This window comes from Dermacoccus barathri, assembly GCF_015070805.1.
GTDB classification, from domain to species: domain Bacteria; phylum Actinomycetota; class Actinomycetes; order Actinomycetales; family Dermatophilaceae; genus Dermacoccus; species Dermacoccus abyssi.
Map to the genome: position 1 here is coordinate 196,834 of NZ_JADCTK010000003.1, position 14,734 is coordinate 211,567.

Annotated in this window: 15 protein-coding genes, 1 tRNA gene and 1 pseudogene; 9 read left to right on the top strand and 8 right to left on the bottom strand. The window is 67.7% G+C overall.

What is annotated here, in order from left to right; all coding sequences use genetic code 11:
* Positions 1 to 325: 325 nt before the first annotated feature.
* On the bottom strand, positions 326 to 688 hold the full coding sequence (locus IM689_RS06565) for a hypothetical protein (protein ID WP_193643613.1): 363 nt from the start codon (positions 686 to 688) through the stop codon (positions 326 to 328).
* A gap of 8 nt (positions 689 to 696) precedes the next feature.
* Between IM689_RS06565 and IM689_RS06570 the strand changes: the two genes are divergently transcribed.
* The 4 genes and pseudogenes from IM689_RS06570 to IM689_RS14885 form a co-directional block, all read left to right on the top strand.
* Positions 697 to 843, top strand: coding sequence for a hypothetical protein (locus IM689_RS06570; protein ID WP_193643614.1), 147 nt, complete (start codon positions 697 to 699; stop codon positions 841 to 843).
* Positions 843 to 1,085, top strand: a complete 243-nt coding sequence (locus IM689_RS06575; protein WP_193643380.1) for a hypothetical protein — start codon at positions 843 to 845, stop codon at positions 1,083 to 1,085. The genes IM689_RS06570 and IM689_RS06575 overlap by 1 nt, the downstream gene beginning before the upstream one ends.
* 181 nt (positions 1,086 to 1,266) lie before the next feature.
* Entirely contained in the window at positions 1,267 to 1,899 is a 633-nt protein-coding gene (locus tag IM689_RS14650; protein WP_227484574.1) for a recombinase family protein, read from the top strand.
* A 346-nt stretch (positions 1,900 to 2,245) separates the two neighbouring features.
* Positions 2,246 to 2,317 (top strand): annotated as a pseudogene (locus tag IM689_RS14885) (hypothetical protein); the annotation flags it as partial.
* A gap of 613 nt (positions 2,318 to 2,930) precedes the next feature.
* Here IM689_RS14885 and IM689_RS06585 read toward each other — a convergent pair.
* From IM689_RS06585 to IM689_RS06600, 4 genes are all read right to left on the bottom strand, one after another.
* Positions 2,931 to 3,003 (bottom strand) — tRNA-Lys (locus tag IM689_RS06585).
* Between the two features lie 169 nt (positions 3,004 to 3,172).
* Positions 3,173 to 3,535 carry a hypothetical protein gene (locus IM689_RS06590; protein WP_193643381.1) on the bottom strand — a complete coding sequence of 121 codons (363 nt, stop codon included), beginning with the start codon at positions 3,533 to 3,535 and terminating at the stop codon, positions 3,173 to 3,175.
* 69 nt (positions 3,536 to 3,604) lie between these two features.
* Positions 3,605 to 4,249 carry a CoA transferase subunit B gene (locus IM689_RS06595; RefSeq protein WP_193643382.1) on the bottom strand — a complete coding sequence of 215 codons (645 nt, stop codon included), beginning with the start codon at positions 4,247 to 4,249 and terminating at the stop codon, positions 3,605 to 3,607.
* 413 nt (positions 4,250 to 4,662) lie between these two features.
* Positions 4,663 to 5,448: a CoA transferase subunit A gene (locus IM689_RS06600; protein WP_193643383.1), complete on the bottom strand. Its 786-nt coding sequence runs from the start codon at positions 5,446 to 5,448 to the stop codon at positions 4,663 to 4,665.
* A gap of 142 nt (positions 5,449 to 5,590) precedes the next feature.
* Here IM689_RS06600 and IM689_RS06605 point away from each other — a divergent pair, with 142 nt between their 5' ends.
* Both IM689_RS06605 and IM689_RS06610 read left to right on the top strand, forming a co-directional pair.
* Positions 5,591 to 6,496 (top strand): hypothetical protein, encoded by a 906-nt coding sequence (locus IM689_RS06605; RefSeq protein WP_193643384.1) that lies wholly within the window; start codon positions 5,591 to 5,593, stop codon positions 6,494 to 6,496.
* Between the two features lie 121 nt (positions 6,497 to 6,617).
* Positions 6,618 to 7,712 carry an NADH:flavin oxidoreductase/NADH oxidase gene (locus IM689_RS06610; protein WP_193643385.1) on the top strand — a complete coding sequence of 365 codons (1,095 nt, stop codon included), beginning with the start codon at positions 6,618 to 6,620 and terminating at the stop codon, positions 7,710 to 7,712.
* A 92-nt stretch (positions 7,713 to 7,804) separates the two neighbouring features.
* On the opposite strand, the gene IM689_RS06615 is transcribed toward IM689_RS06610, so the two are convergent.
* Complete coding sequence (locus tag IM689_RS06615) at positions 7,805 to 9,799, bottom strand: ABC transporter ATP-binding protein (RefSeq protein ID WP_319803824.1); 1,995 nt, start codon at positions 9,797 to 9,799, stop codon at positions 7,805 to 7,807.
* The gene (locus IM689_RS06620) at positions 9,796 to 11,529 is read right to left on the bottom strand and encodes an ABC transporter ATP-binding protein (protein WP_193643386.1); all 1,734 of its coding nucleotides are present in this window, start codon (positions 11,527 to 11,529) and stop codon (positions 9,796 to 9,798) included. The genes IM689_RS06615 and IM689_RS06620 overlap by 4 nt, the downstream gene beginning before the upstream one ends.
* A 186-nt stretch (positions 11,530 to 11,715) precedes the next feature.
* Between IM689_RS06620 and IM689_RS06625 the strand changes: the two genes are divergently transcribed.
* From IM689_RS06625 to IM689_RS06635, 3 genes are all read left to right on the top strand, one after another.
* Positions 11,716 to 12,264, top strand: coding sequence for a hypothetical protein (locus IM689_RS06625; protein ID WP_193643387.1), 549 nt, complete (start codon positions 11,716 to 11,718; stop codon positions 12,262 to 12,264).
* Positions 12,265 to 12,462: 198 nt separating this feature from the next.
* Positions 12,463 to 13,665 carry an MFS transporter gene (locus tag IM689_RS06630; RefSeq protein ID WP_319803825.1) on the top strand — a complete coding sequence of 401 codons (1,203 nt, stop codon included), beginning with the start codon at positions 12,463 to 12,465 and terminating at the stop codon, positions 13,663 to 13,665.
* A gap of 37 nt (positions 13,666 to 13,702) precedes the next feature.
* Positions 13,703 to 14,335, top strand: a complete 633-nt coding sequence (locus IM689_RS06635; RefSeq protein WP_193643389.1) for a hypothetical protein — start codon at positions 13,703 to 13,705, stop codon at positions 14,333 to 14,335.
* Here the strand turns inward: IM689_RS06635 and IM689_RS06640 are convergent.
* Complete coding sequence (locus IM689_RS06640; RefSeq protein ID WP_193643390.1) at positions 14,273 to 14,731, bottom strand: hypothetical protein; 459 nt, start codon at positions 14,729 to 14,731, stop codon at positions 14,273 to 14,275. The genes IM689_RS06635 and IM689_RS06640 overlap by 63 nt on opposite strands.
* Positions 14,732 to 14,734 lie beyond the last annotated feature (3 nt).

Below are 14,734 nucleotides of genomic sequence, written 5' to 3' on the forward strand. Positions count from 1 at the left end.
GCTGGCTCTGAGGTGGCGCGCTTTCCTAGTTCAACGAGTGCCCACATGCATTGGTGGACGTATCCGAGGGCTTGGCCAGCAGCGCTATGCGACGACTCCTGCGTCAATGCGTTCACCTCCTGGGGCACAGTCCATCACTGGTCTCACCCTACCGTCGCGAGAGTGCGGAGACCCCTGATCGGCTCGCGCAGCGAGCTGCGGTGAGCCACGGTTCGAGTCGAACTCGCACCCTGCCCGCGACGAGATATCCCAACCCGGACGGCCCAAGTACCGTAGTTCGAGCCTATCGACGCCTTCGGGTGCGCCTTGCCCTCTTAGAGTTACGCTATAGCGTTCGTCCCTGTTCTCTGCGCACGACCCTGCGCTCCGCGCGGGCACTGCTCCCGCGGGCGATTTCGCCCGCTCGCTCAAGTGCACTGCGGGCTCGGGCAGCGTCGATCTTCTGTGCGGTTGTCACGGCCGCCGTGCCCAGGGGTGTGTCATCGGTGATGCCATAGCGGTCGCGGTAGGCAGCCACAGTGCGGGCATGGCGCCGCCAGCTCAGCGCCTTGCGCGGATCACCAGGTGGCGTCCCGAGTGCCTTCGTCCACGTGGCTTTCTCGTCGAGGGCGATACCGAGCACAACGTCGGCCCGCTGCTCGATCAACTCGCGTCGTTCATCGAGTGCTTGGCGCATGTCCTCGGTCATCGATCCTGGTGATCGCCGACCGTGACGCCGAGTTCGTGCAGTTCGTTCAAACTCAGGTTCGCAAGCGTCAGGAGGCCGAGGATGAGTCCTACGCCATCCTGGACGACGACCACGATATCGATGTCGACCCGGTGACCGGGGAGGTGCGGGACTGATGGGCGGCTATGTGAAGAAGACCGAACGGCGCCGGTACGAGGAGCGGTCGTTCTCGGTGCGCGCGGGATACCGCGACCAAGCCGACCTGCACAAGCTCGCCGAGGTGCTGATCCGGCTGACCTTGCAGGAGACCGGCCGCAGCCGCGCCGACCGCCGCGCCGCCAAAGCACCAGAGACCTACCGTGACCCGGCCGCACCAACCGGCGAAACAGCGAGTGGCGCAGGGCCGTTGGTAGAATGAAATCAGCAAAGCCTCGCGCACGCGGGGTGTTGTGGTCCTAAACCCCGCCACGGCGGGCAACACGCACCGTGACCCCGTCGGGTCTCGTCCTACAGCCACACCGATGGCTGCTCTCACGACCAACATCCACTCCCAGGCATCCGGGGGCGCGAGGACGAATCGCGTGAGAGGTAAGGACCCGATGACCACCGCAACAACTCCTGCTGCTGATCCGGCGGCCAGCCTGATCGACCCGCCCACCAGCACGGCAGCCGCCATCTCCTATCTGCGGGTCTCCACCCGTGAACAGGCGTCCAAGGGTGGCACCGACGAAGGGTTCTCCATACCCGCCCAGCGTGAGGCCGTGCGCCGCAAGGCCGGCCAGCTCGGTGCAACCATCATCGAAGAGTTCGTCGACGCCGGAGCCTCAGCGAAGTCCGCCGACCGGCCCGACCTGATGCGAATGATCCAGTACGTCAAGGCCAACAAAGTCGCCTACTGCATCGTCCACAAGGTCGACCGGCTTGCCCGCAACCGCGCCGACGACGTGACCATCCACCTTGCCCTCCAACAGGCCGGGGTCATGTTGGTTTCGGCCACCGAGAACATCGACGAGACTCCTTCGGGCATGCTGCTGCACGGCATCATGGCGACCATTGCGGAGTTCTACTCCCGCAACCTCGCTACCGAGGTCACCAAAGGCATGACACAGAAGGCAATCGGCGGTGGCACCCTTGGCAAAGCCCCCATCGGCTACCTCAACGTCCGCGTCCGCGACGACCAGGGCCGCGAGGTCCGGACCGTCGAACTCGACCCCGAACGCGCCCCCCCCTGATCGAGTGGGCGTTCAAGGCCTACGCTTTGGGGAACTGGACCGTCAGCCAGCTTCATGACGAACTCACTTCCCGTGGCCTGGTCAGTGTCCCCACTCCGAAGCGGCCACCGAAGCCGCTGGCGGTCTCCTCGGTCCATCGACTGCTGACAACCCCTACTACAAGGGCGATGTCGTCTACCGCGGCACCCGCTACAAGGGGACCCACCCCGTGCTCGTCCCGCCTGAGGTCTGGTACCAGGTCCAGTCCGTCCTCACGGCCCACAAGAGTGCTGCCGAGGCGACCCAGGTCCATGACCACTACCTCAAGGGCACCGTCTATTGCGGACAGTGTGCGTCCCGGCTGATCGTGTCCAACGCCAAGAACCGCCACGGCAACGTCTACTGCTACTTCGTGTGCTCCGGACGGCACTCCAAGCGCACCGACTGCACGCGAGGGGCGATTCTGATCGAGGACGTCGAGAAGCTCATCGAGGACTACTACGCCCGGGTGCAGATCAGCCCCGCACAGCGCGATGCTTTGTCCGGGATGCTCCACCACGAGTTCGACCGGCTCATGGCCGCAGAGACCGATGAACTCGAACGCCTGACCAAGCACCGCGCCCGGCTCGAACACGAACAAGATCGGCTCATGCAAGCCCACTACTCCGACGCCGTGCCGCTGCCGGTGCTCAAACGAGAACAAGACCGCATACTCGGCGAACTCGACAACCTCAACCGGCGCATCGACGCCCACCACGGTGACTACGCCGACGCTCGTGTCCATCTTGACGTCGCGTTGAACCTGCTGGCCGACTGCGCCAACATCTACCAGCGGTGCGACGACGCCAACCGGCGCTTGTGCAATCAAGCTTTCTTCACCAAGGTCTACATCGACGAAGACGGCGAGCTTCGCGTCGAGAACAACCGCCCCTTCGAGATGCTCCTCGACCCCGAAGTGAACGCCAACGCGCTCAACTGGGTTCAGGACAACGACAAGGCCCGAACCCGAGCCAACGATTCCATTGGCAAGGGTTCGAGCCTTGTGCGTGGGGTGGGCCCTGTGGGGCTCGAACCCACAACCTACGGATTAAAAGTCCGCAGCTCTGCCAATTGAGCTAAAGGCCCTGGCGCCGGCGAGTTCGCGCAGCGCGTGGGCCAGCCTAGCCCGACGGGCCACACCCGCGCACAACGCCCCGCCGCGTCGTCGTTGCGCGCGGCTCGCGCAACGACCGACCGGAACGCGCGACTGCGGAGCACCCGGCGTGGGTGCTCCGCAGTCAGGCGTTGACCGACGTCAGCTGTACGTCGGGCGCGAGTCGCTCTCCGGATCGATGTGAGGACGGTCCTCCTCGTCGAGGGCTTCGCGGTCACTCGGCAGCGAGTGCTCGGCGATGACGTTGTCGAACTCGTCGCTGATGACGACGCGGTCGTGCTCCGCCAGCGTCAGGTTCTCGGCGATCTTGTCGCGCATCATCTCCGGCATGTCGAAACCGTGCTCGTCGAACGCCGCGTTGACGATCTCCAGAGCACCCTCACGATCACCCGGTGTCATCCGCGCGGCAATGTCTCCGATGACCGCGGCGTACCGCACCGCGGCACCCTCTCCGTACTGGTCGGTGAACTGCTGCTGGTTCACCACGTAATTCCACGTTCCCATGAACGAACACCTCCTGGTTTCACGCTACATCGTTGGCACACAGGAAAGCCCGCGCGGGGCCGCGAAACGTCAGGCAATGCCCACCCCGGCGCTGAGCGGCGCGCCCGTCTTCTCGACGACCTCGTCGAAGGTGACGTTGGGGGCCAGCTCGATACACACGAGCCCATCGTCCGTCACGTCGATGACGGCCAGGTCCGTGATGATGCGCTCGACGACGGCGAGGCCCGTGATCGGCAGCGTGCACTCGGGCAGGATCTTCGGCGAACCGTCCTTCGCGCAGTGCTCCATGAGGACGACGACCTTCTTGGCACCGTGCACGAGATCCATCGCGCCGCCCATGCCCTTGACCATCTTGCCGGGGATCATCCAGTTCGCGATGTCACCGTTCGTCGACACCTGCATCGCGCCCAGGATGGCCGCATCCACCTTGCCGCCACGGATCATGCCGAACGACGTCGCAGAGTCGAAGATCGACGCGCCACGACGCAGGGTCACCGTCTCCTTGCCCGCGTTGATGAGGTCGGGGTCGACTGCCTCATCCGTGGGGTAGGCGCCCACCCCGAGGAGACCGTTCTCGGACTGCAGCACCAGCTCGACGTCATCGTCGACGTAGTTCGGCACGAGCGTCGGCAGGCCGATGCCGAGGTTGACGTAGTCGCCGTCGGCCAGCTCCGTCGCGGCTCGCGCCGCCATCTGTTCACGTGTCCACGCCATGTCAGTTACCACCTTCCGCATCGCGGGTCGTGCGCTTCTCGTACTCATGGTCGAACGCTCGCCCCGCGAACCCTCGCCTACTCACTTCGCGCCACCTTTCGCATCGCGGGTCGTGCGCTTCTCGTACTCATGGTCGAACGCTCGCCCCGCGAACCCTCGCCTACTCACTTCGCGCCACCTTTCGCATCGCGGGTCGTGCGCTTCTCGTACTCATGGTCGAACGCTCGCCCCGCGAACCCTCGCCTACTCACTTCGCGCCACCTTTCGCATCGCGGGTCGTGCGCTTCTCGTACTCATGGTCGAACGCTCGCCCCGCGAACCCTCGCCTACTCACTTCGCGCCACCTTTCGCATCGCGGGTCGTGCGCTTCTCGTACTCATGGTCGAACGCTCGCCCCGCGAACCCTCGCCTACTCACTTCGCGCCACCTTCCGCATCGCGGGTCGTGCGCTTCTCGATCCGCTTGTCTTCCGACTGCTCCTTCGTCAGCTCCACCACCCGCTGCACGTAGATGCCCGGCAGGTGCACCTCGTCGGGGTGGATGTCGCCGGGTTCGACGAGTTCCTCCACTTCGGCGATGACCGTCTTGCCGGCCATGGCGCACAGCGGGTTGAAGTTGCGGGCAGACAGGTTGAAGACGAGGTTGCCGTGACGGTCACCCTTGGCCGCACGCACGAGCGCGAAGTCGGTGACGATGCTCTCCTCGAGCACGTAGTCCTTGGCGTCGTCACCCTCGCCGAAGGTACGCGTCTCCTTGGGCTGCGATTCCTTCTCCACCTGGCCATCAGCGCCGTACTTCCACGGCATGCCGCCGTCAGCCACCTGCGTGCCGACGCCCGTGGCCGTGAAGAACGCCGGGATACCGGCGCCGCCGACGCGCAGCTTCTCCGCCAGCGTTCCCTGTGGCGTCAGATGAACCTCGAGTTCGCCCTCGAGGTACTGGCGCGCGAACTCCTTGTTCTCGCCGACGTAGGAGGCGGTGACGAGACGCAGGCGCTTGTCGCGCAGTAGAACCCCGAGGCCCCAGTCGTCGACGCCGCAGTTGTTCGAGACGACCGCGAGATCCTTGGAACCGAGCTTGTGCAGCTCGCCGATCAGCACGCTCGGGATGCCGCACAGGCCGAATCCTCCGACGGCGAGCGACGCACCGTCTCCGATGTCCGCGACCGCTTCCGCGGCAGACGCCACGACTTTGTCCACTTCTCCTCCTGCACTCGAAGACTTCGGGCGGCACGGGACCATGTGGCCGTGAGATCCACCTCACATCCGAATCCAGTTAATCACCATTAACCGAACCTGTGGGGCGTGATGCCCTGCCAGTGCGTGGTGCCAGACTGCATCCATGACCTCCAAGCCCCTCTACGCGCTCCTGCTCGACGTCGACGGCCCCGTCGCGAGCCCGGTGACGCGCACGATCGCGATCGCATCCATCGCAGATGACCTCGTGACGATGGCCCGGGCGGGCATCCCTCTCGTGTTCAACACCGGTCGCTCCGATGTCTTCGTCGCGCGCACCGTGATGCCCGCGCTCGTCAGTGCGGGCCTACCGGACGACGCGGTCGTCCTCGCGGTGTGCGAGAAGGGCTCCACGTGGTTCGTGCCCAAGGCCGAGCACGCAGAAGGAGCCGGCGACGACCTCGAGGTCGACGAGCGTCTGCGCGTTCCCACGGGCCTGGCCGAGTTCTGCCGCAGCATCGCGCCTGACTTCGAGGACAGCATGTTCTTCGACGCGACGAAGAAGGCGATGGTCAGCTTCGAGGCCAACCAGGGCATCGACCTCGACCTCTACGCCCGCCGCCAACGCGAGATCGAGCAGCGCATCTGGGATTTCCTCGCCCAGCAGGAGATCGGGGTCGCGTGGGAGGACCGCACGGCCCTCAACAACAGCGACGGCGTGGCGTTGCGTATCGACCCGACCATCATCTCCACGGACGTCGAGCACATCGGCACGGGCAAACAGGTCGGCGCCGACAAGGCCGTCGCCTACCTCGCAGGTCTCGACATCACCCCGCGCGAGTGGCGCACCCTCGGCGATTCTCGCAGCGACTACGCGATGGCTGATCGTCTGCACGAGCGTGGATTCGTCGTGCACCACGGCGACGTTCGCCCCGCCGACGGCCTGCTCGAGCGCACCTACCCCGTCGAGGTCACGCCCGATCCGGCGCTGACGAACGACGCCGCCGGTGCCGCGTTCCTCACGCGATGGCGCGCCGACGTCAAGCGCGGCGAGGTATCGGCGGCGTTCTGACGGAGCGGTTCGCGGCCAGGACAACGGGCCGAGGAAATATCGCGTCCCTAACCACCGTTGTCGCATGGGCCCCACGAGGCGCGGTCCGTGGCCGCGCCCGATCCTGACGAAAGGCCCCCGCATGCCCCAGCTGTTCGAACCCCTCACCCTGCGCGACGTCGAGTTCCGCAACCGCATCTGGCTCACGCCGATGTGTCAGTACAGCTGCGAGGCGTGCGACGGTATCCCGACCGCGTGGCACTTCGTCCACTACGCGACGCGCGCCGTCGGTGGTTTCGGGCTCGTGCTGACAGAGGCCACCGCCGTCGCGCCCGAGGGGCGCATCAGCCCCCAGGACGCCGGCCTGTGGAACCACGACCAGATGGCCGTATGGCGCCGCGTCGTCGACGCCGTCCACGCGAACGGCGCAAAGATCGGAGTCCAGCTCGCGCACGCCGGACGCAAGGCGTCGACCTACCGCCCCTTCGCGGGTGAGCCCTCCGGCAGCGTGCCCGTCGACGCAGGCGGTTGGGAGGCCATCGGCCCGTCCGCGGTCGCCTTCGACGGTTACGCAACGCCCCGCGCCATGACGCTCGCCGACATCGACGACGTCGTGGACGCCTTCGTCGACGCCGCCCGACGCGCGGACGAGGCCGGTTTCGACGTCGTCGAGCTCCACGCAGCGCACGGCTACCTGCTGCACGAGTTCCTCTCCCCTGCCTCCAACCGCCGTGACGACGAGTACGGCGGCTCCTTCGAGAACCGCACCCGTCTGCTGCTACGCATCGCGACCGAGGTGCGCGGGGCCTGGCCGGAGGCGAAGCCGCTCTTCGTGCGGGTCTCGGCCACCGATTGGGCCGAGACGGGCTGGAACATCGACGAGACCGTCCGCCTCGCTCGCGAGCTCAAGTCCGTCGGCGTCGACCTCGTCGACACGAGCACCGGCGGCAACGTGCCCGCCGACATCCCCGTCGGCCCCAACTACCAGGTGCGGTTCGCGTCCGAGATCCGACGCGGGGCCGATATTGCGACCGGAGCCGTGGGACTCATCACGGAGCCCGCGCAGGCCGAGGCGATCCTCACCGAGGGCGACGCCGACGCCGTCCTCATCGGACGAGCAGGCCTGCGCGAGCCGTACTGGCCGCTTCGCGCCGCCGCCGAACTGGGGCTGCCGTGGCGCGAGACCCCGTATCCGGCGCAGTACACGCGCGGCGCGTGGGAGCACGCCCGGGGCTGAGATGCCGTCGACCGCCCTGACCCTCGAGAACGTCGGGGCGGTCTTCCCGGCCGAAGCATGCGGACGACGACGCCGGAATCATCCGGCTCCCGTCAGGCCGGTCGCACGTCCGCTGCAATTCCCTCGTCCGTGTCGGTCTGCGCCGCCCCGGCGAACTGTGCCTCGTACAACCGCCAGTAGGCGCCGCGCGCGGCGAGCAGTTCGTCGTGCGAGCCCTGTTCGACGATGTCGCCGTTCTCCATGACGAGGATGACGTCAGCGTCGCGGATCGTCGAGAGACGGTGGGCGATGACGAAGCTCGTGCGGTCGCGGCGCAGCGCCGCCATGGCCTGCTGCAGCATCACCTCGGTGCGCGTGTCGACCGACGACGTGGCCTCGTCGAGGATGAGCACGTCCGGCTCGGCGAGGAACGCCCGCGCGATCGTGATGAGCTGACGCTCGCCGCTGGAGAGGCTGGCGCCGTCGTCGCTGATGATCGTGTCGTAGCCGTCGGGCAGCGACCGCACGAAACGGTCGACGAAGGTGGCCTCGGCCGCCGCCTGGAGCTGGTCGTCAGTGGCGTCGAGGTTGCCGTAGCGCAGGTTGTCGCGGATCGTGCCGTGGAAGACCCAGCTGTCCTGCAGCACCATGCCGAGGCGCTCACGCAGTTCGCGGCGCGGCACGTGGCGGATGTCGACGCCGTCGAGCGTGATGCGGCCGGCGTCGATCTCGTAGAAGCGCATGAGCAGGTTGACGAGCGTCGTCTTGCCCGCGCCGGTGGGCCCGACGATCGCGACGGTCTGGCCCGGCTCCACGGTGAGGTCGAGACCGTCGATGAGGCGCCGCTCGGGCGTGTAGCCGAACGCGACGCCGTCGAAGGCAACGCGCCCCTGCGTCGGGCGCGGCAGCTTGCCCGGCTCATCGCGCGATTCCTCGGGCGCGTCGAGCACCTCGAAGACGCGCTCGGCGCTGGCCACGCCGGACTGCAGGAGGTTGACCATCGACGCGATCTGCGTCACCGGCTGCGTGAACTGGCGCGAGTACTGGACGAACGCGGTGACGTCACCGAGCGTCATCTGCCCCGACGCCACACGCAGACCACCGACGACACAGATGACGACGTACTGCAGGTTCCCGACGAACATCATGATCGGCATCATGAGGCCGGAGAGGAACTGCGCCCGTCGGCTGACGTCGGTGAGCTTCTCGTTGCGATCGTCGAAGGCCGCCTCGACCTGCGGGCCGCGGCCGAACACCTTGACAAGGGCGTGCGCGCTGAAGGCCTCTTCGATCTGACCGTTGAGTTCACCCGTGTGCTGCCACTGCGCGATGAAGTGACCTTGCGACTTCTTCATGATGCGGCTCGCCACGAGCATGACGAGCGGGATCGTGAGCAGCGCGATGAGCGTCAGCATCCACGAGACGGTGAACATCATGACGACGACGCCGACGACGGTGCAGATCGAGACGAGCAGCTGGCTCATCGTCTGCTGCATCGACTGACCGACGTTGTCGATGTCGTTCGTCACGCGCGAAAGGAGTTCACCGCGCGGGCGGCCGTCGACGTAGGCGAGCGGTACGCGCGTCAGCTTGGCGTCGACGTCGGCGCGCAGCTTCTTCATCGTCTGCTGCACGAGCGAGTTGAGCAGCCGCGCCTGGACGACCTGGAACAGCGATGCCGCGATGTACAGGCCGAGGACGGCGAGCAGGATCCGACCCACGTGACCGAAGTCGATGCCCTGACCCGGCACGAGATCCATGGCGCTGACCATCTCGGCGAACTTCGTGTTGCCCGAGGCGCGCAGCCCGGCGACGACCTGTTCCTTGGTCTGCCCGGTGGGCAGGCGCATCGAAACCGAGCCGGAGAAGATCGCGTCGACGGCCTTACCGAGGATGCGGGGGCCGAGCACGTTCATCGCGACGGAGGCGACGCTGAGCACGAGCACCGCGATCACCTTGAGGCGGTGGGGACGCAGCAGTCCGAGCAGGCGCAGGGACGAGCCCTTGAAGTCCATCGTCTTGGCGGCGGGCGCCATTCCGGCGCCGGGGCCGTGGCCCGGGCCGCGCTGCGCGTTCGCGGGGGCGCCGCGTCCTGCAGGGGCGCTCATGCCGCGTCCCGCGAACCGAGCTGGGATTCGACGATCTCCCGGTACTCCGGGCAGCTCTCGAGCAACTCGTGATGAGTACCCAACCCGACGGCGGCGCCGTCCTCGAGGACGAGGATCTGGTCGGCGTCACGGATGCTCGAGATGCGCTGCGCGACGACGAAGACCGTCGCGTGCCGCACGTGGGGTGCGAGGGCCTCGCGCAGGCGCCGGTCCGTGGCGACGTCGAGTGCGGAGAAGGAGTCGTCGAAGAGGTAGATGTTCGCCGACGCGACGAGCGCGCGGGCGATGCACAGGCGCTGACGCTGGCCGCCCGAGACGTTCGTGCCGCCCTGGTCGATCGCGGCGTCGAGGCCGCCGTCCATGCGTTCGACGAAGTCACGCGCCTGGGCTATCTCGAGGGCCTGCCACAGCTCGTCGTCGGTCGCGTCCGGGTTGCCGTAGCGCAGGTTCGTCGCGACGGTGCCGCTGAAGAGGTAGGCCTGCTGCGGCACGATGCCGATGCGGCCCCACAGGGCCTCGGGGTCGAGGTCGCGCACGTCGACGCCGTCGATGCGCACCGCCCCGTCCGTCACGTCGATGAGGCGGGCCACGAGGGAGAGCAGGGTCGACTTGCCGGAACCGGTCGAGCCGACGATCGCGACCGTCGTTCCGGGCTCGGCGCGCAGCGTGATGTCGCGCAGCACCGGCGCGTCGGCGCCCGGGTAGCACATCGTCGCGCCGTCGAGTTCGACAACGCCATGGCTCTCGGTTGGGCGCTGCGGGTCGGCGGGTGGCACCACCGACGGCGACGTCCCGAGCACCTCGCCGATGCGCTCCGCGGCCACGGAGGCGCGGGGGATCATGACGAACATGAACGTCGCCATCATGACGGCCATGAGGATCTGGATGAGATAGGTCATGTACGCGGTGAGCGCGCCGATCTGCATGTCTCCGGCGGCGACGCGGTGCCCGCCGAACCACCAGATGGCGACGGTCGAGACGTTCATGACGAGGAAGACCGACGGGAACATGAGCGCCATGAGGTTGCCGACGCGCAGGCTCGCGCGGGCCAGGTTGTCGTTCGCTTCCCCGAAGCGCTCGAGCTCGTGCGGCTCCCGCACGAAGGCACGGATGACGCGGATGCCCGAGAGGTGCTCTCGCATGACGCGGTTGACGACGTCGAGGCGCTCCTGCACGAGTCGGAAGCCCGGCACCATGCGCACGACGATGAGCCCGATGAGCACGGCGAGGGTGGGCACGGACACGACGACGAGCCACGACAGCCCGACGTCCTGACGTAGCGCCATCGTGATGCCGCCGATCATCATGATCGGCGCCATGACCATGAGGTTGCAGGCCATGAGTACGAGCATCTGCACCTGCTGCACGTCGTTCGTCGAGCGCGTGATGAGCGACGGAGCGCCGAACTGGCCGACCTCGCGCGAGGAGAACCCGAGCACGGTGTGAAACACGCGGCTGCGCAGGTCGCGCCCGACGCTCATGGCCGTGCGCGAGGCGAACCAGGCCGCGCTGATCGAGGCGATGACGGAGACGAAGCTGACGAGCAGCATCCATCCGCCGGTGCGCCAGATGTAGTCGGTGTCGCCGGTGACGACGCCGCGGTCGATGATGTCGGCGTTGAGGTTGGGCAGGTACAGCGACGTCAGGACGCTGACGAGCTGAACGACGATGATGCCCGCGAGCAGGCCGCGGTAGGGCGCGAGGCGCTCGCGCAGAAGGCGAAGAAGCACGGCGTCGAGCGTAGCCCCGCCACCGCTCACGCCGCGCGAGCATTTCAGCCGGCCCGGGGGCCGACGCGGTCGGGGACGCCCACCACATCGTGGGGCCGACGAGCGTTCGGCTGCGTCGGACCTAGGCTGAACCAGATCGCGAGGGCCACACCAGGTTGCTCGTGCTCGATGACAGGGAGGGACGACGTGGCTCAGAGGCACAAGGCGCGCCGGTTGTGGCTGCCGTGGCGTAGCCGAACGCGCGCGCTCAACGCGAGGTTGTGGGACCGCGTACCGACGGACGGCCGCACTGGCGGTGACGACCCGATCTCGGCCGCCATTGGCTGCTTCATGTTCATTCTCGTGCTGCCCTGGCTCGTGCCAGCGCTGCTCATCCTGCCGTTCTTCCTCGCGGAGTGTCTGCTGCAGTGGCTCTTCGCGCTCCCGGTGTTGCTCGTGCGCAGCCTCGGCGGAGCGCGCGTGCCGGTCCGGGTGACGGTGGACGACCGTCGTCACGACGAGTCCATCGCCGGGTGGGGCGCGGCGAAGCGCTACGTCGAGCAGATCAACGCGAGCCCTGTGCCGCCGAACGTCGGTCACTCCGGGATGTCACAGGGCACCCCGGAGGAGCGCGGGTGGGAAACGCCCGAGCAGCGTCAGGCCTGGGACGGCGCGCACGGCGGGCCAAGCTACCCACCCCAGTGGCACGACGCTCCGCCGCACCAGGGCGCCTACGCCCCACCTCCGAATCAGTAGCGCGGCCTCGGCGATCAGTGGGGTTCGCCGCGCTGAGCGAGAACGTCCGCACGCGAAGGGACGATTTCTTCCCTTTGTGTGCCCAAGGCCGTCGTTTCGATGCAAGAAGGGAAGAATCCACCCCTTCTTGCGTTCAGCACCCTCAAGGCGGCACCCGAGGGTGACGGCCCCCGTCGTCCGCGCCCGTACACTTGCGCGGTGAGTACGGCAGTGGGTTATTCAGGGCTATTCGGGCTGACCGGGTACCGCTACATCGTCGTCGCCTTCATCGCACGCCTGCCCCTGGCCATGTCCCAGCTCGGCACGCTGCTGCTCGTCGCGACGACGACGAAGTCCTACACCCAGGCCGGAATCTGCGCGGGCGCGCTCGCCGTCTGCAACGCGATCGGCGCCCCTTGGTTCGGGTCGCTCACCGACCGTCACGGCCAGTCGCGCGTCCTCATGTTCCAGTGCGTGGCGGGCACGATCGGTCTGTTCGCCACCGTGGCCACGCGCTACTTCGACCTTCACTGGGTCGCCACTGCCGTCGTCGCTGCCCTCACCGGGTTCGTCCTGCCGCAGGTCGGCCAGTTGGCCCGTGTACGGTGGCGCCCCATCATCGTGGGTCGCAAGGCCGACGACCGGCTCGTCGGCACCGCTTTCTCCTACGAGGGTGCAGCCGACGAAGCGTCCTTCGTCGTCGGCCCGGTGCTCGTCGGCGCCGCCGCGGCAGCTCTCGGCACGTGGGCGCCTCTCCTCGCCGCCGCCGTGCTACTCGGCCTCTTTGGCATCCAGTTCGCCCGCCACCCGAGCAGCCGCTTCGCGCCGACGCCCGTCGGCACGTCGAAGGCCCCGCTGTGGACCGCGGCCTTCACGGTCCTCGTCGCCGCGCAGTTCTTCATCGGCAACCTGTTCGGCTCGATCCAGACGGGCACGACGCTGCTCACTCAACTCGCCGGGCACCCCGAGAGCTCGGGTCTGTTCCACGCGTTGCTCGGCATCGGTTCGGTGAGCGCCGGAATCGCCCTCGGCCGCCTGACGAAGGCGCCGAACCACCCCAAGCGTCTGCTCCTGTTCGCCACAGCGATGTGGATTCTCTCCCTGCCGCTGCTCGCCGTCGACAACCTCACGCTGCTCGCCGCAGAGCTCGTCATCCTCGGTTTCGCCATCGCGCCGTACATGATCACGACGTTCACGCTCGGCGAACTCATCACGCACCGTTCGCGCACAGCTACGGCGATGACGCTGCTCGCCGGCGCCACCGGTCTCGGTTACGCGACAGGCGCCGCCCTCGCCGGTCGCCTCGTCGACGAAGGCGGCGTCGCCCCCGCGTTCAAGGTGACGCTCGCCGCCACCACGCTCGCGTTCGTCCTCGCCGTCGGGGCGAAGCGCCTCCTCTCACGCACCACGCACGCCAACTGACGCTTGCGCGGGCACTCGCGCGAACTAGGCTGACACCATGCCTCGATTCTCCGTGCCCGCACTCGAATCCCAGTTCGGCCAAGCCGCCGTCACGGCTCTCACCGCTGCGGCGACGACCTACATCCGGCCCGCCCGCTTCCCCCGCTGGGTGCGTCGCGGCGTCGCGATGTCGAACACCCTGACGGCCGTAGGTGCCGCCGTCGCGGGTGACCGTCGCCCGGCGCGATCCCAGATCGCCGGCAAGACCGACGACACGATCAACCTCGTCGACGGCCGCCCCGCCTCGCGCGCAGGCGCCAACCTCGTCTCGGCCTCGTCGGCCGGCATGGCGCTCGTGACGTCGGGCCTCGCGCTGCGCGTCGACAAGACCGTCGAGAAGATGCTCGTCAAGCGCGGCGTGCGTAACCCGCGCCTGTGGATGGCGGCCGGCGCGGCCGTCGTCAGCCTCGCCGGCCCCTGGGTGACGAAGGCGATCCAGAACTCGACGGCGAAGCTTCAGGAGAAGGCCATGCCGAAGCCCGCCCTCGAGTCGACGCTCGCGAACCCGCTCGGCTCGAACGAGCAGAGCTCCACGTCGCAGTCCACTCAGATCGAGGCGGGCGACCCGTCACGGCGTGTGGTGAGCGACCAGGAGAACGGCGCCGACGCCGCACAGAACACCGACCACTGAGAAGACGCGCGCCACGCGCGCGAACACCTCCGCGGCCTCTCGGGCGGCGCCTGCTTCGTGCAGGCGTCGCCCGAAGTTCTTCTGCCATTTGGTGAGCTTCGGGGCGCCGAGCGTCGCCACCGGGACGAAGAGCACGAAAACGAGGAACGCTGCGACGAACCGCAGGTACGCCACGGACCCACCTGCGCGCGCGACAACGTAACCGGCGATGAGGACGGCAATCGCCGCAGCACTGGCCGATCCGTACCACAGGAGTGCCTTCGCGCTAGCGCGTGCTGCTCCCCCGCCGAGGCGCTCGGCAGCCCACCGGGTCACGCCCTCGCGCATCTTGCTGCGCAGGTACACGACCAGCGCGCAGAGCACGACGATGACGATGACAAGGGACCACGATCTCACGCA